Genomic DNA, 21,888 nt, shown 5'->3' with positions numbered 1-21,888 from the left:
TAGGTCGTTGATTAGTTGCTTAGTATCAAGACTACATGCGATAAGTTTAATTACAGCAGTTGTTTATTTTACATAATATTTACGAAACTGAAAAAAATAAAGGCTACCGAAAGGGTAGCCTTTATTTTTTAGGACTCTTATTCTTTTACCAAAGGAGTATTTACGCCTTGAGCAATGCGTAGTTGTGTATCTACAACATTTTCAATTTGGAAGAATCTGACAGCGACATAAACATTGATTTCTTTTTGAATGCGCTTGAAATAACGTTCTTGAATTTTCAGAATATTTTTTTCTTTTTTGAAGTAGTTTTTAGCAACTTCATCAAGTTGGTCTGCTGAGAGTTTTGCTTTTTCCAACTCAGCAAAGGCGATTAAGTTTTTGATAACATCTAAAGAATAATTGGACATTTCTTTTTCGTAATCAGCATAAATAGCCCAAAAAGCCTCGCTGTGCTCAGGCTTCAATTGCATATTTTCGACAAAAACAGCCTTTTTTTCCAACTGAATTTCTGAGTGAATCATTTGGATTTCTTCATTAGAAATATTGGTCTTTTGTGCATTAACATTGGCGAAAGTAAGACAAATAAACGCAGGAATGAGAATGAATAATTTTTTCATGGTTGATCGTATTAGGTTATTGATTGATGTTCAAATTTTGTAAGCAATATAGGTTATTTTAATGTTTTTCTCATGTAATTTAGCAAATCAATCGGGGTAATTAATCCAAGAAATTTACCCTGATCGATCAGTATTGCCGTTAATCCCTGTTTTAGCAATGATTGTAACTCACTTAGGCTTGCTTCTTTGTTAATGAGTTTCAGATCGGAAGTCATACAGTTACTCACAGGATGATTAAAGTTCAGTTGTTGATCGTTTAATGCCACCAAAAGATCGGACTCATCCACTATACCGATAATCTTATCCTGATCCATGATTGGAAGTTGAGATATTTCATACAGCTTCATGTTATTCAAGGCCATATCCACGGTATCTTCCTTTTTTAAGGTAACCACTTCCCCCAGGTCATACCTTCGAGAAAGGAGGTCTCTTAAATCGCCGAATTGTTCCTGTCGGATAAAACCACGGTCTTTCATCCAAAAATCATTGTACATCTTAGACAGATATTTGTTGCCTGTGTCGCAGACAAACGTAACGACATTTTTGGGTGAAGTTTGCGCTTTACAGTAAGCGATGGCAGCTGCAAGGAGTGTTCCTGATGAAGAACCACCCAATAAACCTTCCTTGCGAAGAAGTTCCCGTGCAGTGTTCAGGCTTGTTTCATCATCGACAGTAATCGCTTCACTTACGGCCGAAAAATCACCGATGTCAGGAACAAAATCCTCCCCGATTCCTTCGACCACCCAAGAGCCTGCCTGATCAAACTTTCCTTTATTGATAAAGTCCGCCATGATGCTGCCTTTTGGGTCTGCAAGGATAATTTCAGTCGCTGGATAGTGTGCTTTAAAATATTTGCTCAAGCCCGTAACCGTTCCCGAAGAGCCTACACCTACGACAATCGCATCTACCTTGCCTTGCAGTTGCTCGGCAATTTCAGGACCTGTAGTGGTGTAGTGTGCTTTAGGGTTGGCGCTATTTTCAAACTGATTGATATAATAGGCGTTGGGGGTTTCTTGGGCAATTTTTTTAGCTAAATCTTGGTAATATGCTGGATGACCTTTGTTTACATCAGATCTTGTGATAATAATTTTAGTGCCCATTGCACGCAGGTGCTGCACTTTCTCCTGACTCATTTTATCAGGAATCACCAAAATTAATTCGTATCCTTTTACAGCGGCGACCAATGCCAAGCCAATGCCCGTATTTCCAGCAGTGGCTTCTACAATGGTTCCTCCAGGTTTTAAATAGCCCTTTTCTTCGGCATCAATGATCATCGACAAACCAATTCGATCTTTTATAGACCCACCGGGGTTGAGCGATTCCATTTTCAGGTATAAATCACAAACGCCTGTGTCTATACGATTTACCTTCACCATTGGCGTTTTACCAATCAGGTCAAGGCTATCCATTAGAAGTTTAGGGCAATCATTTACCATGCTGTTGGGCTTTATTTTTTTGGGTTTGATCATTTAATTGAACGATAAAACCATAAAAATAGCCGAAAACCTTACAGATTTATTTTAGGAGGACTGAAGATACTGGCGCCAGCTTTTATTGGTCTTGATGGTATTTTTAAGCATCAATAGAAAAGAGGGCCTAAAGGGTTGATGGCGCAAAGTCATATTGGCTTGTTCAATGCTCCTATCTCCTTTTTTTGCATTGCATCTTTTACAGGCTGTTACGAGGTTTTTCCAGGTGGAAGGTCCGCCTTTCGAACGAGGAATGAGGTGGTCAAGGGTGAGGTCCTTGGTTTCGTCACAGTAAACACACTGATGATTGTCCCTTTTGAATATATTGGGCTTAGAAAGAATCACTTTCTGAAATGGGACATTAACATAATTTTTCAGCTTGATGATGGACGGCAGCGGATAGCGATGGTTAATGGTGCGCAGATATTCTCCTTCAGCCTGATTGACTAATTCAGCTTTATTCAAATATACCAATAAAAAGGCCTTGTAACTGTCACATACTGCTAAAGCACTGTAATCAGCATTGAGTAGAAGGGCGTGTTTTTGTAAATTCTTCATAAATCAAAATGGCTCCGTTTGATAAGTATATATAAAATTTAGCCATTTTGTTTTAATTTTTGGTACTTATGTAACTTTTAATGATTTGAGCACCAGTATTTTATAATTCGGTATGCATTGAGGATGCCCGAAATGGTTTATATCCTCCAGCCACTGGGGTGGGTTCATAATGTAAAAATGCAGTAATCAGTAAAGGTAAGCCATTAAAATTAGTTTATCCGCAAATGGAATATTCACTGATCATGGCCTACCTTTTATGATGTCCCTAATGCGATCAAGGAATTTCTTCGCCAAGATATGCCTCATACAATACGAACCATTCCTGGGTCGTCAATTGATGTTGCAATCCTTCAAGGGCGTCTTTCAATCGCTGTATTTTTGTTGTTCCAAGCACGGGTACAGGTAGTGCAGGATGCTGACATAACCAAATCAACAGTAGCTGATCGAGTTGCACACCATATTTTTCCATGATGGGCTGAGCAGCGTCAATGATCCTGTTTTCTCGTTCGCCTTTTTCCGCTTTGAATAATTTCCCTCCGCCTAAAGGAGACCAGATGGTTGGCTGGTAGCCTTTTTGTCGGGCTTGATCAAAGGTCCCGTCTGTAAATGCATCAGGCTTTAGTAAATTGCACTCTACCTGGTTGGTGGACAGCGGTGTAAGACTATTAAGATGCTCAAATTGGCTGGGTGTAAAATTGGAAACTCCAAAGTGGAGCACTTTACCTTCTTGCTTGAGTTCGTCAAAAACTTCTGCAACAACCGAGGTGTCCACTAAGGGGCTTGGTCGGTGAAGAAGTAAAAAATCAAGGTAATCCGTATTAAAATTCGTCAGCGATTGTTCAACGGAGGAACGAATATGTTTTGCGCTGTAATCATAATGTTTTGTAGTAAAAGCTGGACGAGCGTCGCAAGGCATGCAAATACCACATTTTGTAATAATCTTCATGGAAGATCTCAGGCTGCTGTGATCCGCCAAGGCCTTCCCAAATTCCTGTTCAGTGGAGTAATTTCCATAAATATCAGCATGGTCAAAAGTATCAATGCCATTTTCTAAACAGGCCTCTATAAGGGCAAGATATTCCTTGGTATTAAATTGTGCACCCCACTTTCCCCATGTCATGGTTCCTGCAATTACAGGGGAGAAAAGAGCGGGTAGCTTATTGTTACGATCAGTATTCATATTGTAAAGATAGTTGTACTCCCTAATTTGTCGCGCAAGATAACAGAATCAAATCATTTTTGAATTTAATGGGCAGATTAATTATTCTAACGTTTGCGACTTGATCAGAAAATGATCAATTTATATTAGAAGTGAACCCAAAATAGCCCTTATATGAAAGCCGAGAAGCCTTATCAGCCTAAAAATTTTGTACGTATTGTTACTGCTGCCTCCTTGTTTGATGGGCACGATGCTGCGATTAATATTATGCGTCGGCTGATGCAACATGCAGGGGTAGAAGTGATCCATCTTGGTCATAATCGTTCTGTAAATGAGATTGTTGACTGTGCCATTCAGGAGGATGCACAGGCCATTGCCATTACTTCCTATCAGGGGGGGCATTTGGAATTTTTTAAGTATATGTATGACCTGCTTTCGGAAAAGGGAGCGGCGGATATTCTGATTTTTGGTGGTGGCGGAGGGACTATTCTGCCCGATGAAATTACTGAGCTACACCAATACGGCATCAAGAAAATTTATTCTCCAGATGATGGCAGAAAAATGGGCTTGCAGGGCATGATCAATGATCTGGTGCGTAAGGCGGATTTTCCGCGTGGTGAAAATGAAATTTCCGTCCATGATCTGTCGGCAAAGAATCCCTATTTAGTCGCAAAAGCAATTTCTGCCGTGGAAAATGAAATTTCTGTCCATGATTTGTCGCTTAAAGAGCTATATAAACAAGCGGAATCAACGAATATTCCTGTACTTGGGATAACCGGAACAGGTGGGGCGGGAAAATCTACCGTTACAGATGAACTTATACGACGACTGATTAGGGATTATCCTGACAAAATGATTGGGATTATTTCTGTTGATCCCAGTAGAAGGCGAACAGGAGGGGCGCTGCTTGGCGATCGAATAAGAATGAATTGTATTCATAATGAGCAGGTTTACCTTCGATCCATGGCTACTCGCGCTGAAAATGTTGCGTTAAGTGGACATATTAGGGACGCGGTGAACATTCTAAAAGTGGCGGCTTATGATTTCATCATTTTGGAAAGCTCGGGTATTGGTCAATCAAGCTCGGAAATGGTGGATATTGCTGATCATACGGTCTATGTCATGACGCCAGAATATGGAGCAGCGAGTCAGTTAGAGAAAATAGATATGCTTGATTTTGCGGACTTTATCGTACTGAATAAGGCCGACAAAAGAGGTGCTGAAGATGCGCTTCGAGATTTGCGCAAACAATACCGAAGAAACCATCAGGATTGGGAGACGCCCGACGAGCAACTACCCGTTTTTATGACCGTCGCTTCTCATTTCAATGGGCAGGGCGTCGAGCATACTTATCAGCAGATTGTCCATAAATTGTCGCAAAACTATCATCGTACCTATTCTGTCTCGGAAGAGGGGTCCATAAAACGTCGCAATGAAATTATTCCTCCTGCACGCGTCCGTTACTTGTCTGAGATAGCAGAAGTTATCAGAAACTATAATACCAAAGTGGCACGCGACAGTGAAACAGCACAGCAGGTTCAGGCACTGGAAATGACGAAAGAAATGCTCCCTGATTTGTCAACGATTGAAACAAAAATAGCCGAGTTGCGACAAAAAATGGACCATGAGAACTGGGCTGAATTGTCTACCTGGGAGGCGTTAGCAGAGGAGTATAGTCGGGAAGAGGTTGAATATCAGGTTAGAAACAAAAAGATTAAAGTCAGTAATTATACCCTATCATTGTCGGGCACGAAGTTGCCCAAAGTACTGATGCCGACATATCAGGGATTTGGTGATCGATTACGGTGGTTGCGTCAGGAGAATTTGCCTGGTCGATTTCCTTATACAGCGGGGGTGTTTCCTTTTAAGCGAGAAGGGGAGGATCCCACGAGGATGTTTGCTGGTGAGGGGGGACCTGAGCGTACCAATCGGCGTTTTCATTATGTTAGTGCAGGTTTACCCGCCAAACGCTTGTCAACCGCTTTTGACTCCGTTACACTATATGGCTCAGACCCAGCAGAAAGACCTGATATATATGGAAAAGTGGGGAATTCTGGGGTTTCTGTTTGTTGTCTTGACGATGCCAAAAAACTGTATGCTGGTTTTGATTTATCAGACCCTAAGACGTCGGTGTCGATGACTATTAATGGCCCTGCCGCAGTGATAACAGCCTTTTTTATGAATGCTGCAATTGATCAGAATTGTGAGAAATACATTCATCAGCATGGATTGGAGCTTGAAGTGCGACAAAAAATGGACGATATTTTTAAGCGCAGAGGACAGAAAAAGCCGACGTATCAGGGACCGCTTCCGAGTGGAAACGACGGATTGGGGACGTTTTTGTTAGGGGTATCTGGTTCCGATGTTTTACCCGAGGAGATATACCGACAAATCAGGGACGAAACGTTGTCTCAGGTGAGGGGGACAGTTCAGGCGGATATTTTGAAGGAAGATCAGGCGCAAAATACCTGTATATTTTCGACAGATTTCTCATTGCGACTGATGGGGGATATGCAGTTATATTTTACAGCGCACCAAATTAATAATTTCTATTCCGTTTCAATATCTGGTTACCATATTGCCGAAGCAGGGGCCAACCCAATTACGCAGTTGGCCTTTACGCTTGCTAACGGTTTTACCTATGTCGAATATTATTTGGCACGGGGGCTGAAGGTGGATGATTTCGTCCCTAATCTGTCGTTCTTTTTCAGCAATGGTATTGATCCCGAATATGCAGTGATCGGACGTGTGGCGCGTAGAATTTGGGCCAAGGCGATGAAATATAAATACCATGCAAACAGCCGAGCGCAGAAACTGAAATATCATATTCAGACCTCGGGTCGGTCGCTTCATGCGCAGGATATTGCTTTCAATGATATCCGCACAACCTTGCAGGCACTATATGCGATTTATGATAATTGTAATAGCCTACACACCAATGCGTACGATGAGGCGATTACAACTCCAACGGAGGAATCGGTGCGTCGGGCAATGGCGATTCAGCTGGTGATTAATAAAGAGCTTGGCTTAGCAAAAAATGAAAATCCGCTGCAGGGCGCGTTTATCATTGAGGCGCTCACAGATTTGGTCGAAGAGGCCGTTTTAGCTGAATTTGACCGTCTGACAGATCGTGGCGGTGTGCTGGGCGCGATGGAAACCATGTACCAACGTTCTAAGATTCAGGAGGAAAGTATGCATTATGAGCAAAAGAAAGCCGATGGGTCTCTACCGTTAATTGGAGTCAATACTTTTCTTTCTTCAACAGGTTCGCCAATTGAAACTCCTGGAGAAGTCATTCGAGCGACAGCAGATGAAAAACGCTATCAGATAAATATGCTGAATGATTTTCAAAAAGCCATGTCTGGGGAAAGTGAGCAACAGCTCGAGCGTTTAAAAGCGGCTGCCATTGCTGGTGAAAATATGTTCAATCAATTGATGGAAACCGTTAAATTCTGTAGCTTAGGACAAATAACAGCAGCACTTTATGAGGTCGGGGGGCAGTACCGCAGAAATATGTAAATTTCAAAATTTAGCCAAAAAGGCCTTTTTAAATTAATTTTTATCAAAAAATGCTGTTTTTTTCTGCGAATATCACTTACTTGCATGTGGAAGTTTTGGCGTGATTTTTGATGATTTAAATCATCAAAATATTTGACGTACTTGTTGAGTAAATGGGCTGGAAAATGACCAATTTTCACACCTTATTATATTCAGGTAAATTGCCAAAGCTTCATTTGGTTTCGGCCTTATATTTGATCTATTACACATAAAATAAACGATTTTTTATACAAGTATGAAAAAGGTAGCAATCGGTATTGACATTGGGGGAACGAACTCCGCTATTGGAATTGTTGATGAGGTAGGAACTGTGCTAACACGCGGGAATATTCCTACTGATAGACATAGTGATATCAACTTGTACATTGATGATTTGGCCGCTGAAATTGAGCGAATTATCGCTTCTACAGATGTTGAATTGGATATTCAGGGGATTGGTCTCGGAGCGCCTAATGGTAATTACTACAATGGAACAATTGAGTTTGCTCCTAATTTGAGATGGAAAGGTGTTGTTGAATTGACGAAGTTGCTTTCTGAGCGATTCAATTATCCTGTAATTAAATTGACAAACGATGCGAATGCTGCAGCGCTTGGAGAATCGATTTATGGATGTGCCAAAGGATTGAAAAACTATATCATGATTACCTTGGGAACGGGTCTGGGTTCAGGCGTTGTGATCAACGGTGATTTAGTTTACGGACATGATGGTTTTGCTGGAGAGCTTGGACACGTTTGTGTAGAGAACGGTGGCCGTGAGTGTGGTTGTGGTCGTTTGGGCTGTTTGGAAACTTATTGTTCGGCTACTGGTTTGGTGCGTACTGCCTATGAACTTTTAGGGAAGTCGAATAAGCCATCAGTTTTGCGCGAGGTGGTAAACACTGAAAAATTGACTTCAAAGTTGATCTATAAGTATGCCATTGAAGGTGATGCATTAGCAAATGAGTGTTTCCGTTTTACTGCGGAAAAATTAGGCAAGGCATTGGCTGATTTCACGACTTTCTCAAGCCCTGAGGCGTTTATCCTTTTTGGCGGTTTGGCCAATGCAGGAGACTTGTTGATCAAGCCAACGAAAGAATACATGGAGGCAAATATGCTGGAGATCTTTAAAAACAAAGTAGCGATTAAGCCATCAGAACTTCCTGGTGCTGATGCTGCGGTTTTGGGAGCGTCTTCATTGGTATGGAAAGAGCTTTCTAAATAATATTCAAATCCTTGATTTGATGAAAGTGCGCTTCTTGGAGGCGCACTTTTTTTATGTTCTTTTTTCAGCCCACATCAAGGCACTATTCCGCTCAGGTGATGAATCAATCGGCTGGCAGTTATTGTTTACAGTCCATGTTGATGTTCTTTACATCGAGCTCAATATCATTTTCTGTGTTCACCAATTGAATATCTTTTCCCGCCCCGCAAATGGTTACATTTTCAAAAGTTAACTGAACAACATCATCTCCGTCTCCCGGATAAATATTGAATAAAGTACGCATCCTATTGGCGTGAAATGTGACGTTTTTGATTAGAAAATCGTGGCAAATGTTCCCCTCAGTGGTGAGAATCGATACCGGTGATCCTTTAAACTCTCCTCCCTCGAGGTGAAAATGCCTGATAGGGTCTCTGAAAGTAAAATAGGGAGTCGGACTATTGTTACAATTGACCTGCGCATTTTTTATTTGGAGATTGTTACCACCAATGCCGTCGAATTTATCCCAAACGCCTCCTTGTTGTGTATATTCACCAAAGAAAAAGGCAGCATTGAAAGCATCTGGACGTAGATCGATGACGGGATTGATAATTTGATTATGGTCGCTCCGAAGTAAAAAACCGCCGTTACCGTTTTTTACGGTACAGTTCAGCCACTGAATACCAGAGGCAGCACCGTGGGTACTAAATCCCGCTTTCCAGTCATTGGTCGAGCTACAATTTTTAACAATAATATTGCGCGTAACGGGACTGGCGCCATAGCCTGAAATTTCAAAAGAATGTTTGTTGTTTTTTCCGTGGCAGTTGCTAATCTCCCCATTTTCAGCGCCAGAGATGTAAAAACCATAGCCATGTGGGAGTTTCTTTTCATGTCCCTGTAAAATGCCTTCTGCCTCTAAATTCTCATACGTAAAGCCATATACATGAGAGATGCGAAATCCTTGTTTTGCTTTTTCTGTAACATCCTTTAATGCGACATTTTTGTAAAAAGCATTGGTTGCATTTTTTATATATAGACAGACCGATCCATTTTTCATTTCTACGGAAAGGTTTTGGATGCCCACATGATCAGCCAGTTCATAATAAGTTAAAGAGACTTTCTTATTATAGTCATCTTTTAGACCTCCTTTAATTGTACAGCTGTTTCCACTGACAGATGAAATGATAACACTCTCTCCTTTTTTATAATAGCTGCGAAGGCCATTGTAATCATCACTTGAGGTAATTAATACACGATCTCCCGGGTTGATCCATTGGGCTAAATTTTTTGAAGAATTGATCGTTTTTCCTCCTTTGGATAATTTGATTTTTCCAAGGCTCATCAAGCTTCGTTTGCCACCCAATACAACCCCTTGCTCTACATTGGTAAAATGAATTTTTGTCTTCTGCTTGCCTTTTCCTTGCAGGATATTATTCTGGCCAATAATCGTTTCGAGGCAGTAAAAATCCCCCGAAGAAAGTTCCACGACCTTCCCAGATTTCATGGCTTGCATAATTTCCTCCTGGTCATTATTGCCATCGCAAATAAATTGCGCACTCTTCTTTTCCTGCGGGGAAGCATTTTGTGCGGCAACCACTACTTTACCTTGCGAAAATGCCTGAGGTGAATAAGCGATATAAAAAAAGCTAAGCAAAAAAATGCATAGTCCAGAATAGCGTTGCTTCATGTCGTTCGGAATGATTGATTCAGTGATAGAACCAAAGAAGGGGCATTTAGTTTGCGGTTCATTTTAATGGGCCTTAAAGACTGATTTTCGGTTAATTTTTTTGAGCAACTGAACCATCGGTAGCGGGTTTGGTTATTGAATTCAACCAATAGGAGATGCGGGAGAGATGTTTTTAAAAGCAAAGTTGAAATATATTTGGGGCCTGATGCAGGGAAGTTTTTGGCTTGTTCCTATCATCATTATTATTATAGGAATCGGTTTTGCCTGTCTGTTGCTTTTGATCGACTATGCTGTGGAAATTCAGCCAACAGGCCCTTTCGAGTATTTTTTCAGTGGTAATGCAGATGCCTCCAGAACGGTCCTGAGCATTGTTTCCAGCGCCATGATTGGGCTTGCAGGAACTGTTTTCTCGATTACGCTGGTGGCCCTTACTTTGGCATCGAGTCAGTTTGGTTCGCGATTATTGCGGAATTTTATGCACGATCGGCTCAATCAGGTGGTTTTGGGAACTTACATTTCCACTTATTTATATTGCCTGATTATTCTTCGGACTGTTCGGGCTAAAGATCCTTTTACGTTCGTTCCAAATTTCTCTGTTCTGTTCGCTGTTTTTCTGGCCTTCGGAAATATTATTCTATTGGTGATCTTCATTCATCATATCGCTGAGAGCATTCGCGCAGATCGTGTGGTGGCAGATATTTACCTGAATTTGAGTAGAAATATTCAGCTGATGTTTCCTAAAGATGGGAATTCCTTATGGCGAAAGGATGAGCATGCGAAATTTCAAAAAGCCTGTGCGCAAAAATATCATACTTCAATTCATATTACTGCACGGCAGAGTGGTTATTTGCAGGCAGTAGATTATGACCACCTTTGCAATTCGGTGCAACAACTCGATGGCATGATCAGGCTGCATTATAAGGGTGGCGATTTTATTATTGAGGGTACGACAATAGCGGAACTGCAACTTATTGCGCCTGTCGATACGGGCAAATTGGCCGTTTTTGATAAGGCGATGGTATATGGCGAGGAGCGAACCAACACCCAGGATCCTGAATATGCCATTCATCAGCTGGTAGAAATTGCCGCCAGGGCTTTGTCCCCGGGGATTAATGACCCGTTCACTGCCATTTCCTGTATTGATTACCTGACGGCTCATCTGAGAAATTTAGCACAGTTGCCTTTTGATGCCCCCTATATGCTTGACTGTAATCAGGAGCCGAGAGTCTTGGCCAAGGCGCATCGTTTCGACGCTATTTTGCATGCAGCTTTTGATATTATTCGTGAATGTGCGGAGGGCAATCCAGCGATTCTGATCAGAATGGCGGAGCGCCTGACAGGTTTGCGGGAAATGGTCATTGAAAAAGAACAGGCACAGGCCGTGGATGAATACCTCGGGGTGATTCAAAGTGCTGGGGAGCGTTCTCTTGTAGAGCAGAAAGATTTGGAGGATTTCAGGAAAAGAATAGCCCATTATCAACAGGTGAAAGGTCATCATCATTTTTCCTGACTGGGCTATTTTGTGGCTTAGTACCGTCTATGGATCGATTATAAATATTGATCACTCGCTATACGCGCCTCGAATTCGGCTATAAATGGAGAAATCACGAAAGGGTCGAGATTGGAATGATCGAAGGTAAGGAGCATTGGTATCCATTTTTTTCCTTCTGATTCATATCTCTTACCAAAATAAAAATAGGGGCGACCAGATTTTTTGGTTGGGGTGTGCAAGGTAAAACCAGTAAATTGAAGGTTGGGTAAGTTGCCGATAAACAGTGCAACAGACCAAACCAATGGCGCTATGGGGATAAACTGTTTACGGTCAGCGACAGCCTGCAAGGATTGTTTATAATGGACAAAAAATGCCGCCAACGATTGCTCCTGACTGTTTTCCAATAATATTTCTGTAAAACGAGCATTTCCTCCTACGGCAATGGGGCAAAAAATGGGTAGCTTCTTAAATTGGTACCAATCATTACCTATTTTTCGGTATAAAAACGCTGGGTGATTATTGCAGGTCTGACTTAAATTCCACATCAGATAAGCCGTAAAGGTGGCATCAGGAAGCTGTTTGTATAATCTTTGGTAAACATCATATGCCGCAGAAATATCGAGTTGCAGCGTCATTTGAAGATATGGCTCTCGAACGTTTTCCTCTTTATGGAAAAAATCCATCGCCCAATTTTCGTAGGAACTCAGTTCGTCAGGATTAATTTTTTTGCCATCGAATAACTCAATGACCTCCGATAGGGAAATTTCTTGTAAAGTTTGCGACATGAGAGAAGATCGTGTTAAATACTAAGCGCAAAGTTGTCGAAAATTGAAGGCATTTGCCACTTCTGAACAATAATTAAATTGATAGAAAGTGGCGATAAGAGTTGAGTGTAGGTTAAGTTGTTTCTGGGTTATTTCAGCAGGTCAATCAAAGATTTGAAAGGACTAAAGACGGCCATTATTAAAATGGTGAGTCCAATAAAAATCATGACTTGCGAGATTGGTGATTTGTGGGCGTAAGAGAGGTAAGTCCACATGAACGCCAAGGGGCTGCTGATCACAAGTAAAACTATGATTTCACGATAGCTTTTCATCTGGAATTAAATTTTAGTTGTAAATGTTGAATTTTGGACAAATATAGAACAGATCTTGATTAAAATACGGTATTTAAGGAAATAAAATATGCCATGTAAGCACACCGACTTTTCCTTTTTTTATCTAAAGATGTCTTTAAAACCTGTTATTCGTCACTTTTTCACTCCTGCTGATCGATTTTTTTTGCTCATCTTCAGTGTCTCGATGACTTTTTCTGCTTGTAGCGGGCCAACGGTAATCGCAGAAAATGCGGAGGGTTATGAAACTGTATTCGACTGGCGTGAAAGGTTCCTCAAGCCAAATGTATTGAAGGTCAACCCTAAACTAAAACTGCTGATCTATGGCGCCCCAAGTCGGGATTCTGAACGGCTGAAACCTGCGGTTATTATCTTCCCTGGAGGCGGATACAAGCATCTTGCCGTAGAAAAGGAAGGGCGGCAGGCGGCCTTATGGTTTCAACAGCGTGGGTTTATTGCAGTTGTTTGCCTTTATCCTCTGCCTGATGGTGATTATGGACGATCAACAATAGCGGCCTGTAAACGTGCCGTAACCTATCTTTACAAGCATGCGGAGCAATACCATATCAATCGACAGCAGATCGGCACTTGTGGCTTCTCCGCAGGCGGGCATCTTTGCAGCGTTTTGAATAGTCAGTGGTCAGAAACAATACCGATTCAGTTCAACATTTTATTTTATCCTGTGCTTAGTTTTGAGGAAGGGCTTGCACATCAGGGCAGTAAACAAAGCTGGCAGGGGGAATCCGAGGATACTGCCTTTTCTGCGGAAAAATGTATTCATGCAGATTACCCACCGACTTTTTTAGTGCATGCGGCGGCTGATCCTGTGGTTGTGGCAGAGAACAGTAGGAGGTATGCGCAGGGACTATCAGATTACAATGTTTCCAATCAATTGTGTATATTATATGGTATTGATAAAACTATTGCACACGGCTTCGGGTTAGGGCATCGTAATATTAATCTCCAATGGGAAAATCAGTTGACAAACTGGTTGAATACTACCCTGAATTAAGCGTTAAAATCTCAATAATAAAATCCTTATGTGGGTTCGAATAATATTTTTTCTGATCATTAATTTTATGGCCTTGGGCATTGGTGGTCAGTTTACTGCGGCAGGTGTGGCCTCTGATTGGTACGCACGGCTTCCAAAGGCTCCCTGGACTCCTCCTTCCTGGATGTTTGGTGTCGCTTGGTCAACAATTATGGTCCTTTTAGCGATATTCATGAGTCGGGCAATGGCTCATCCAACAATGCGAACGGCCTTTATCATCCTTTTTACGGTTCAATGGATATTGAATGTGGCATGGAACCCACTGTTCTTCGAGTTTCACTGGCTTGGATTTGCTCTACTCGACATTGTACTGCTCTCCGTAACCGTTGGGGTGATGTTATGGCTGGCTGCCAATACCATGGGGGCGGTCGCTTTGCTTATCCTTCCCTACTTTATTTGGTTGCTAATTGCCTGCTCGCTAAACGCCTATTCTTTAATGCAGGTGATGGAAAAGCAGACTTAAAAGGTTATTGGGCAAAAAAAAGCAACCCATAAAAATAGGTTGCTTTCATTACTTGTTACTTTACAAGTTGTTGTTTTTTATATTTTGCTGAAATGCGTTTCCATTTTTCCCATTTTTTTCCTGGAATCAGATCTACATCATTAATTTTATAGAAATAACGGAACAGGAAGAAGCAGGCAAAAGCCCCGAAGGTGTGCCATAAGAAGTGTAAGCCTACAGGCTCAAAATAACGCTCTGGATTGGGGTCCAAAAAGCGCATTCCAATTGCACAACAAAACGATGCCAAGCCGAACAAGACCATTTTCACCTGATAAAAATGCGTTCTTCGTAAAAAAGCGAATAACGGCAGGATCACAAAAATAGCCATTGTTAAATAGGATAAGTTTGTCGATAACGGATCGGCGATATGGTTATTGACAAAGTACTCAATAACAGATACCCCAACACCAATAAGTAAAGGGATTTTCCAGCTGTGGAATAGCTTGTACATGAGGTACATCGCGCCAAAAAATCCGATGATCAAAATTGGCAGGTAATCCATCATCATGTAATACCAAGATGATCTGAAGGCATGGTATAGCGTGCCGCCAACCCCACCAATTAACAGCAATACCGTGATGACCATCATGAAGGCATATCGCTTAAAATTACCACCCACTTTGGTGAGCCAATAGATCGCAATTCCAATAAAAATGATGGCCGTAATCGTGTTTAGCGGCTCTACAATAAAATGGCTTAAATTGGTTTCTGTGTATACAGGGCCTTGGTCTGCAACTACAATTTCTTGATAGGGTGCTATCAAGGCAAATAATAATTTAAAAAGAATCATTTCTTATGAATTATATTCAAAATTTCACAATAAAATAAACTAAAAAGCCAAATTGTGTAAGTTAAATTTTAATCAGGTTTCAAAATTAATCATTTTATAGTGAGGCTCAAATTCTATACCGAATTAAAAGCCCTACACCGTAAAATTCTTTATCTTAATCACATTTATCATTCAATACTTCAAGCATCATAGGATCCACTTTTTCAAGCCCTTTGACACCAAGCTGTGCAAGATTTTTGATCGTGATTTCAACGTCTTCATGTACAATGCCGTCCGCAAAAGGCTGGATAGGATCGTCTACTGAAAAATTGACCGCTTGCATTGCCGCCTGAATACTGGAGCCTATTTTTAATGCGCATGATGGTTTCGCACCATCGCAAATCATGCCCGACAAGTTGGCCACCATGTATTTCACCACATTTTCGATCGCCTCCAATCCACCATTTTTCAGGAAAGCAACGCCTGCTCCTGCGCCAATTGATGCGGGTAAAATACCACATAGGGCTGATAATGGGCCGATGCGTTTTTTAATATGAATAGGAATAGCATGTGCCACAATTAATGCCCGTGCCAGCTGCTCCTCTGTTGCATTTATCGTTTCCGCCATTTCAAGAACGGGGAGTGTTACAGTGATGCCCTGATTTCCTGACCCTGAATTGGTCATGACCGGTAGACCACAACCCGCCATGCGCGCATCGGAACCTGCTGCAGCACGTGCGGCGGCTCTGGTTGCTAAATCGGCGGTGAGTCCTTCCTTGTCAAAAGTGGACAGCAATCTTTTGCCTACCTGAAGGCCATAATTATTTTTCAGTCCTTCTTCAGATACCCGTTTGTTGTACTTGACGGTATCAAGGATAAATTTAATTTCTTCAAACTTGGCCGTTTGTCCTAATTCGTAAATCCTGGCGATTGAAAGCCCTTCAACGCTGCCATCCGATAAAATGTGCGCATGTTTAGCTTCAGGCCTTTCAAACATGATGTCACCATTTTTTGAATAGGCACTGAACTCTGTGTGGCGCGTTTCAATGACTGCGTTTGCGGTTTCTCCCTCTGCAAAAACAACGGCTTCAACGTAAAGCTTGTCTACATTCTCAATCACTTTTACCTCGACCTTGCCCTGCTCCACGTAAGTTTGTGCCTCCTCGATAATTTCGTGATTCACGTCTTTCAGCACCTCTAAAAGATAGCTACTTTTACCTGAAAAAACGCCCAAGGCAGCCGCAATAAGCATTCCCTTGTGTTTCGTATTGGGAATCCCTACACTCATGGCATTTTTGTACATGTTCCCACTCACTTTCAGTTGCACACTTTCAGGAGTTAGCCCCAAGATTTCTTTGGCTTTTACCACTGCCAAAGCCACCGCAATGGGTTCAGTACAGCCAAGGGCCAGTTCAACATCGTGTTGAATAAGGTCAATGATTTGCCCGTTATCTATTTTATGTTCTGTTGTTGTCATTTAGTTGAATGGGGGTTTTGATGTAAGAACATCATCATTTGGTCAAAAAAAAATTACGTTGCCATGTTTAAAAAAACACTGTACTCAAATTTACATTTAATAAGTAGGTAAAAAAACAATGTAATAAAATATGATAATTCAGAATCGAAAATTGTTGCTATTAGGCTTTATTGTGACACTCTTTTGTATAGTGTCCTGCCAGAAAGATGATGATGAAGCAACGGCAATGCCTTCAGATTTTGAATTTTCAGCAGGCTACTACCAATTTTCTTCAGGGGTTTTTAATGAAGATTTTAAAATTGAGGTAGATGGGAATTCTAAACAGTTAACCAAGGGTGAAGATGCTTCCGATTATTTGGAAAATAGCCTCCTGATGTTGTTTTCGCCGTGTAATTCTTCGGAGACCTATCTTCATTTTGATGAAAATAATGAGGTCTACTTGGTTTGTCAAGATGGGGCACGTCAGTTTCTTGGGGTATATTCTCAGGAAGTTGAGGATCGTTTAGTTCGACTTGATTTACAAAGCCCTGTGGAGTATCGAATGATAATGGAGGATATTGTCGATGGGGAAGGTGAGGTAACCACTCGAATTCGTGCTTTTCCTATGCCTTCAAGGGTAGACCGGTCTTGGAATTTAAAAGAAACGATTGAAGCGAATAAGGATCTGATTCAATTTGTGGATATTACTGTAAAAGCTACTTATTCCAACACGTTAAATTAATTGCAGATATATTCGAGAGGTCTGCTTTTTCGCTCTGCGGAAGTATCAAAGAGTAATTTACAAATGATTCATGCTAATATTTGAAAAATAGCAAAACTAAAGGCGATCGGGCTGAGATTGTCTTTTTCTCTATCAATAGAGGTACAAAGCAGACAGTTTCATGAGTTGAGTATGGGCATCGAAAAGGGTGAGTTCATCTCCATCAATTTGGAAATTAGTGGTTTTAAGCAGCGATTGCTCAAATTGTGTATCGAGGTCTGTTTTTACTCCAGCAGAAAAATCCATTTCAGTGATCGAGAATTGGATGTTATGTTTTGTTCTCTGAAATTTACCCATAAACGTGCCATTTGAAAAATCCCCAAAAAAGGTTTTTTGAGCATGGTTAAGGGTAATTTGTAAGTCTTTATGGTTGGAATGATCCTTGGCGCGGATGTCCCAATTTTGCATTTCACTCAGTACCCACCGTGTGTTGGTAAGTCTTGCGTTGGGTTTTTCTGTGAGCTCCAAATCTTTAAAGATCATCACGGGCAGGTTGTTTACCATCGTTTTTTCAAAACGAACAATAACATCCTTTCCCTGCAACTCCGTTTCCATTGGTGCCCATTTTTTAAAATCTTCATCTGATAAGACAAAAGTCGCTAAAAAATTATTGGAAAGGTCAAGTACTAAGCTTGCCGTACTGTCTTCGTTATTGGTGATGCTGAGTAGCTTGCCCTGAAAGGGTTTTCTAAGTTCAGAAGCCAAGATATAGTTTTTCACTTTCAGGCTGTCGGCCATAAAGTAGGCATTTTCTATTTCCTGAGGCTGAAATTCTTTTTGATTTAATTCATACAGGGTTGCAGCCTGCTTAGTGAGGTAAGCAATATTATTTTTGTTTCTGTAATATCGTCGGTTCCGATTCAGCATCAGTTCGTCCGTTTCATCAACTTCTTGCTGATCAACCTTAATCAACATATTATCCTTATAAAAATAGTCTTCTCTAAGGTTGAAATTTGGGCCATAATTATTGACAACCACATGAAATGGCTGATAGCTATTGTTAAAATAGGTAATGGGCTCGATAATCCAGCCTTTATACTCCATTAAATAGCCTCGACGCGTTATCGCACCTTTATTCACCCCTTCTAAGCCGCGTATTGAATCGCAATACTGATCAATTTCCGAAATGGTCGTTTGTTGTTCCTGATTTTCGGACTGATCCCTTTGGGCAGTATGGCAACCAATTAGCTGGATGCTGAAAATCATCAGGAATATATAGTTTATTATTAGACGCATGTATCTTAATTTTATAATGCTGTCAAAACTATGAAAAAATAGTTAAACAACGCTAATATGATATGCCTAAAATTAATGAAAAGGCAATGTGAGGAGGTTTTTTGATGTCAAATAAGTAAAAATCCCAACGGTGATTTTTATCTGACTTTTGATTGCGGTTTTTATGCCGTAAAAGCACTGTTACAATTGAAAGGTTAAATTCATACGAATCTCTTTTCATCATTTCTTGGAGGTTTTCTCCAGAATAAGACCCCAATTTGTTTTCCAAATAGATCGTGAAGGAGCTGCTTTTAAGTGGCTCTTTCCATTTTTGGCGGGCAGGTATTTAATTGTATCTTTGCAGATTAAATTATTGAGCCGATACAGATATGGATATTAAAGTAGAAAAGAAATATTTACTGGAAGCACTTCAGGAGCACTTCAATCTGGAGGGATTCGAAAATGCAGATGAACTTCAGAAGGCGCTGGAGCAGGTACCGAAAGTTTATGACCTTTTCCCTGAGTTGGTAGGGTTTATTGATTTTTGGCGTCAGCAGGAAGACAAGCTAAATTTGATCTATGTCGATTATGCACTGAAAACGGGTAAAAATGCATTGGACCACGAAGGTTTCTATGAGTTTTTACTTTATATGTATGAAAGTGCCCGCATGAAAGTGGAAGGCTTAAGCTTGAAAGAGGCGGCCAGCACACCTCAACTGGATTACTTGATGGGGCAATCGGAAGCCGAAGCCGACGGTTTGGAGTATAACTTTACGCCAAGCCAACTGACTTTGGTGTTCAGCAATCTATTGGAATTGATTTTGACCAAGGAGGAGGATTTGAAAACGGCGTTTAACGATTTCAAAACTCAGCAACAAGTAGATTATAACTTCAATACTTACATGGGTGTGATTTTCACCAAAGGAATTTTGGAGAAAAACTGGCAAACTATGCGTCAGTATAGCGCACCTAATGAAGAGGTGTTCTTAACTCTGGAAAGTTTTGAGGTAAGTAACCATCTTTCTACATTCCTGGATTACTTCAGTAAAATGGAAGATAAAATGCGAAAAGACTTTGCACGTTTGCATGCTAATGATCAAAAACGCTTTGAAGATTTTGCGGCACAAATTTATGTATCCTTCAAGTATCAGGGGGCAGGGCAGAGTGAATCCTAATTCCCAAAGATAGAAATTAACTCCCAATGTGGGGGGCTGTTGAAATATTTAATAGCCCTGTAACTCGCTGAGGTGTATTTAATTACATTGGCATGTTTATTGGTTATACTTTAGCATAGGTTGATGTTGGGTTGAAAGGCGAATGTATGCATAGCATATATATCGCCTTTTTTTTATGTGATTTTTTTCCAGATTACGCCACCTATCTCCTCGCATAGTGGAATGGTTATTACCACTGATGCTGAAAGTTTTAATGATCGTTTTTCTTCGGTCTGAGTTTAAAGGTTTGGTGAACAGTTCCTTAAATGCAATTCAGCATACATAATTACAGTTTCTCAAGAATTTGAGACTGATGTAATATTTTCTGAAAAATTCCGCTTCTTAAATGCTGTCATACCTGTTCAATATAAAAGCCTGACATTTAAAATTTTACTTGTCCTTTATTGCGAATGTGTATAGTGATTTGTTGAATGTGATAGGCAGGCTTTAATAAGGCACTTATTTTGTGCCTTTAATGACTTAACTATTTAGAATTCAATCATTAAAACCTATGAAATTATTATTTTTGAACTTATTGATGATCCTCTCCCTGGTTTCTTATCAGGCAAGTGGTCAGGTGATTAAAGTCGCCGCAAAGGATGCTACTGCTGCGGAAAAGGCGGCAGCGAAGTATCAGTGTAACGGACAGAAGGATCAGGTGGAAATCAATAATGCTTTAAAGGAAGGAAAAACGGTGGAACTTTCTTCTGGCAATTTTTCTTGCGATGGAACCATCAACGGAGGCGCTAACATTTTACAGGGAAAAGGAAAGGGCACCACCAAGATTGTAACCACCGCTGGCACTGGTTTAAAGTTCCAGGGGAGTCGATCTGAGCGAAATAAATTTTCTGCAACGATTCAAAAGGGGGCAAAAAAAATAGATATAAAAAAAGACTTGAGTCCATGGGTAAATCCTGGAGATCGTGTTTTAATTACTTCTGATGATATGTATTGTGGCCTTCGTCAGTATTACCGGAAGGGTGAAAGTGTGATTGTTGAGCGCGTGGAAGGAAGTAGCCTAGTATTGCAGTCTGGGCTGAAAGATACTTATACCACTAACATTAGGGTCTATACTTATAATATGATTAATAATGTTGGGGTGGAAAATCTGACTTTTGAGGTAAGAAATAGCTCCATCAGTCTATTTATTGAAAATGCCACTAATGTTTTTTATAAAAATATTGACTTGAAGGATCCGACGGAAAAGTGCTGGCAAGGATTTAGAATTTCTCACGTTTACGGTTTCGTATATCAGAACCTTCGGGCAGAAGGAATTTTGCACGATCATTCTTCGAATAACCCACACGGTTATGGTTTCTATCTCTCAGGGGCTGAGGATGGAGAATTGCTCAATTGTTATGGCTACAATAACAAGCACTCCTTTGAGGTTTCTGGTTATGGTTATGTGCCCGTTACCCGCAATATTGTGATTAAGGATTGTGTTGCTGATAATGACTGGAAGGCGGGATTTAGTACCCACGGGGCGGCTTCAGGTATTGACTGGATCAATTGTACAGTGAAAGAAGGTAATGGGGGTTTTCTGATTAGAAGTGACAATAACCGAATCATTAATCCGAAGGTGAGCTTTAGAAGCGGTGCCTATAATGCACCATTTTTTATTGGGGAGTACACTCAGCAGGGTGGTACTTGGGATAAGTATGATGGTATTGGAGGTGATCAGCTGGTGATCGAGAATGCGGAGGTAAACTGTAATAATAATTCGGTACCTTATTTTCAGTTTCGCGATCCGATCAGAACGGTTCATATTTCTGGCGGAACATTTCAGGGAGCACGAAATGGAATTCTCTTTGGGGAAGGAAAGGTGTGTGATGATTTCGACCTGAAGGATGTTACTTTCAAGGCTGGAGGTATGAAAACGCTTTTTGATATTCACCCTAAATCTGGGGCCCCTACTTTGCATATTTCTTTTGAGAATGTAAATATTTGTGGTGCAACAGATGGAATTGACCTACTGAAAACAGATCAGGAGGTTAATCTAACCATGAAGGGGGTAGATATGGGCTGTAATTGATCTTTAACAATGATGAAACAGGAGGCTTCGGTCTCCT

The 21,888-nt window shown here is 40.8% G+C and carries 18 protein-coding genes; 8 read left to right on the top strand and 10 right to left on the bottom strand.

Annotation, left to right across the window (positions count from 1 at the left end):
- Positions 1–137: 137 nt before the first annotated feature.
- The 4 genes from AABK40_RS19805 to AABK40_RS19790 all read right to left on the bottom strand — a co-directional run bounded on the left by AABK40_RS19805 (position 138) and on the right by AABK40_RS19790 (position 3,824).
- Positions 138–617 carry a hypothetical protein gene (locus AABK40_RS19805; protein ID WP_332921805.1) on the bottom strand — a complete coding sequence of 160 codons (480 nt, stop codon included), beginning with the start codon at positions 615–617 and terminating at the stop codon, positions 138–140.
- Positions 618–670: 53 nt separating this feature from the next.
- Positions 671–2,026 (bottom strand): pyridoxal-phosphate dependent enzyme, encoded by a 1,356-nt coding sequence (locus tag AABK40_RS19800; RefSeq protein ID WP_338399077.1) that lies wholly within the window; start codon positions 2,024–2,026, stop codon positions 671–673.
- A 111-nt stretch (positions 2,027–2,137) separates the two neighbouring features.
- Positions 2,138–2,644 carry an HNH endonuclease gene (locus AABK40_RS19795; RefSeq protein ID WP_332921807.1) on the bottom strand — a complete coding sequence of 169 codons (507 nt, stop codon included), beginning with the start codon at positions 2,642–2,644 and terminating at the stop codon, positions 2,138–2,140.
- 274 nt (positions 2,645–2,918) lie between these two features.
- Positions 2,919–3,824: an aldo/keto reductase gene (locus AABK40_RS19790; RefSeq protein WP_338398874.1), complete on the bottom strand. Its 906-nt coding sequence runs from the start codon at positions 3,822–3,824 to the stop codon at positions 2,919–2,921.
- A 153-nt stretch (positions 3,825–3,977) separates the two neighbouring features.
- Between AABK40_RS19790 and AABK40_RS19785 the strand changes: the two genes are divergently transcribed.
- Together AABK40_RS19785 and AABK40_RS19780 are read left to right on the top strand one after the other, a co-directional pair.
- Positions 3,978–7,322, top strand: a complete 3,345-nt coding sequence (locus AABK40_RS19785; protein WP_338398873.1) for a methylmalonyl-CoA mutase family protein — start codon at positions 3,978–3,980, stop codon at positions 7,320–7,322.
- A gap of 274 nt (positions 7,323–7,596) precedes the next feature.
- Positions 7,597–8,562 (top strand): ROK family protein, encoded by a 966-nt coding sequence (locus AABK40_RS19780; RefSeq protein WP_338398872.1) that lies wholly within the window; start codon positions 7,597–7,599, stop codon positions 8,560–8,562.
- A 118-nt stretch (positions 8,563–8,680) separates the two neighbouring features.
- Here the strand turns inward: AABK40_RS19780 and AABK40_RS19775 are convergent, their stop codons facing one another.
- Positions 8,681–10,225: a hypothetical protein gene (locus AABK40_RS19775; protein WP_338398871.1), complete on the bottom strand. Its 1,545-nt coding sequence runs from the start codon at positions 10,223–10,225 to the stop codon at positions 8,681–8,683.
- A 184-nt stretch (positions 10,226–10,409) separates the two neighbouring features.
- On the opposite strand from AABK40_RS19775, the gene AABK40_RS19770 reads away from it, so the two are divergent.
- Positions 10,410–11,735, top strand: coding sequence for a DUF2254 domain-containing protein (locus AABK40_RS19770; protein WP_338398870.1), 1,326 nt, complete (start codon positions 10,410–10,412; stop codon positions 11,733–11,735).
- A gap of 38 nt (positions 11,736–11,773) precedes the next feature.
- Here AABK40_RS19770 and AABK40_RS19765 read toward each other — a convergent pair whose 3' ends face one another.
- Complete coding sequence (locus tag AABK40_RS19765; protein ID WP_332921813.1) at positions 11,774–12,502, bottom strand: CatA-like O-acetyltransferase; 729 nt, start codon at positions 12,500–12,502, stop codon at positions 11,774–11,776.
- 128 nt (positions 12,503–12,630) lie between these two features.
- Positions 12,631–12,813, bottom strand: a complete 183-nt coding sequence (locus tag AABK40_RS19760) for a hypothetical protein (RefSeq protein WP_332921814.1) — start codon at positions 12,811–12,813, stop codon at positions 12,631–12,633.
- A gap of 130 nt (positions 12,814–12,943) precedes the next feature.
- Here AABK40_RS19760 and AABK40_RS19755 point away from each other — a divergent pair, with 130 nt between their 5' ends.
- Together AABK40_RS19755 and AABK40_RS19750 are read left to right on the top strand one after the other, a co-directional pair.
- On the top strand, positions 12,944–13,843 hold the full coding sequence (locus AABK40_RS19755) for an alpha/beta hydrolase (RefSeq protein WP_338398869.1): 900 nt from the start codon (positions 12,944–12,946) through the stop codon (positions 13,841–13,843).
- 28 nt (positions 13,844–13,871) lie between these two features.
- Positions 13,872–14,345 carry a TspO/MBR family protein gene (locus AABK40_RS19750; protein ID WP_332921816.1) on the top strand — a complete coding sequence of 158 codons (474 nt, stop codon included), beginning with the start codon at positions 13,872–13,874 and terminating at the stop codon, positions 14,343–14,345.
- 55 nt (positions 14,346–14,400) lie between these two features.
- Here the strand turns inward: AABK40_RS19750 and AABK40_RS19745 are convergent, their stop codons facing one another.
- Together AABK40_RS19745 and AABK40_RS19740 are read right to left on the bottom strand one after the other, a co-directional pair.
- The gene (locus tag AABK40_RS19745) at positions 14,401–15,147 is read right to left on the bottom strand and encodes a hypothetical protein (RefSeq protein WP_332921817.1); all 747 of its coding nucleotides are present in this window, start codon (positions 15,145–15,147) and stop codon (positions 14,401–14,403) included.
- Between the two features lie 181 nt (positions 15,148–15,328).
- On the bottom strand, positions 15,329–16,630 hold the full coding sequence (locus AABK40_RS19740) for an L-cysteine desulfidase family protein (RefSeq protein ID WP_338398868.1): 1,302 nt from the start codon (positions 16,628–16,630) through the stop codon (positions 15,329–15,331).
- Positions 16,631–16,760: 130 nt separating this feature from the next.
- Between AABK40_RS19740 and AABK40_RS19735 the strand changes: the two genes are divergently transcribed.
- Entirely contained in the window at positions 16,761–17,351 is a 591-nt protein-coding gene (locus AABK40_RS19735; protein WP_332921819.1) for a hypothetical protein, read from the top strand.
- A gap of 132 nt (positions 17,352–17,483) precedes the next feature.
- Here the strand turns inward: AABK40_RS19735 and AABK40_RS19730 are convergent, their stop codons facing one another.
- Positions 17,484–18,626 (bottom strand): META domain-containing protein, encoded by a 1,143-nt coding sequence (locus AABK40_RS19730; protein ID WP_338398867.1) that lies wholly within the window; start codon positions 18,624–18,626, stop codon positions 17,484–17,486.
- Between the two features lie 368 nt (positions 18,627–18,994).
- On the opposite strand from AABK40_RS19730, the gene AABK40_RS19725 reads away from it, so the two are divergent.
- Together AABK40_RS19725 and AABK40_RS19720 are read left to right on the top strand one after the other, a co-directional pair.
- Positions 18,995–19,780: a hypothetical protein gene (locus AABK40_RS19725; RefSeq protein ID WP_338398866.1), complete on the top strand. Its 786-nt coding sequence runs from the start codon at positions 18,995–18,997 to the stop codon at positions 19,778–19,780.
- Between the two features lie 550 nt (positions 19,781–20,330).
- On the top strand, positions 20,331–21,851 hold the full coding sequence (locus AABK40_RS19720) for a hypothetical protein (RefSeq protein ID WP_338398865.1): 1,521 nt from the start codon (positions 20,331–20,333) through the stop codon (positions 21,849–21,851).
- Positions 21,852–21,888 lie beyond the last annotated feature (37 nt).

It is taken from the genome of Persicobacter psychrovividus (assembly GCF_036492425.1).
Classification (GTDB): Bacteria; Bacteroidota; Bacteroidia; order Cytophagales; family Cyclobacteriaceae; genus Persicobacter; species Persicobacter psychrovividus.
Note: the sequence above shows the minus strand (reverse complement) of the source record. Positions and strands in the feature narration are given on the sequence as shown.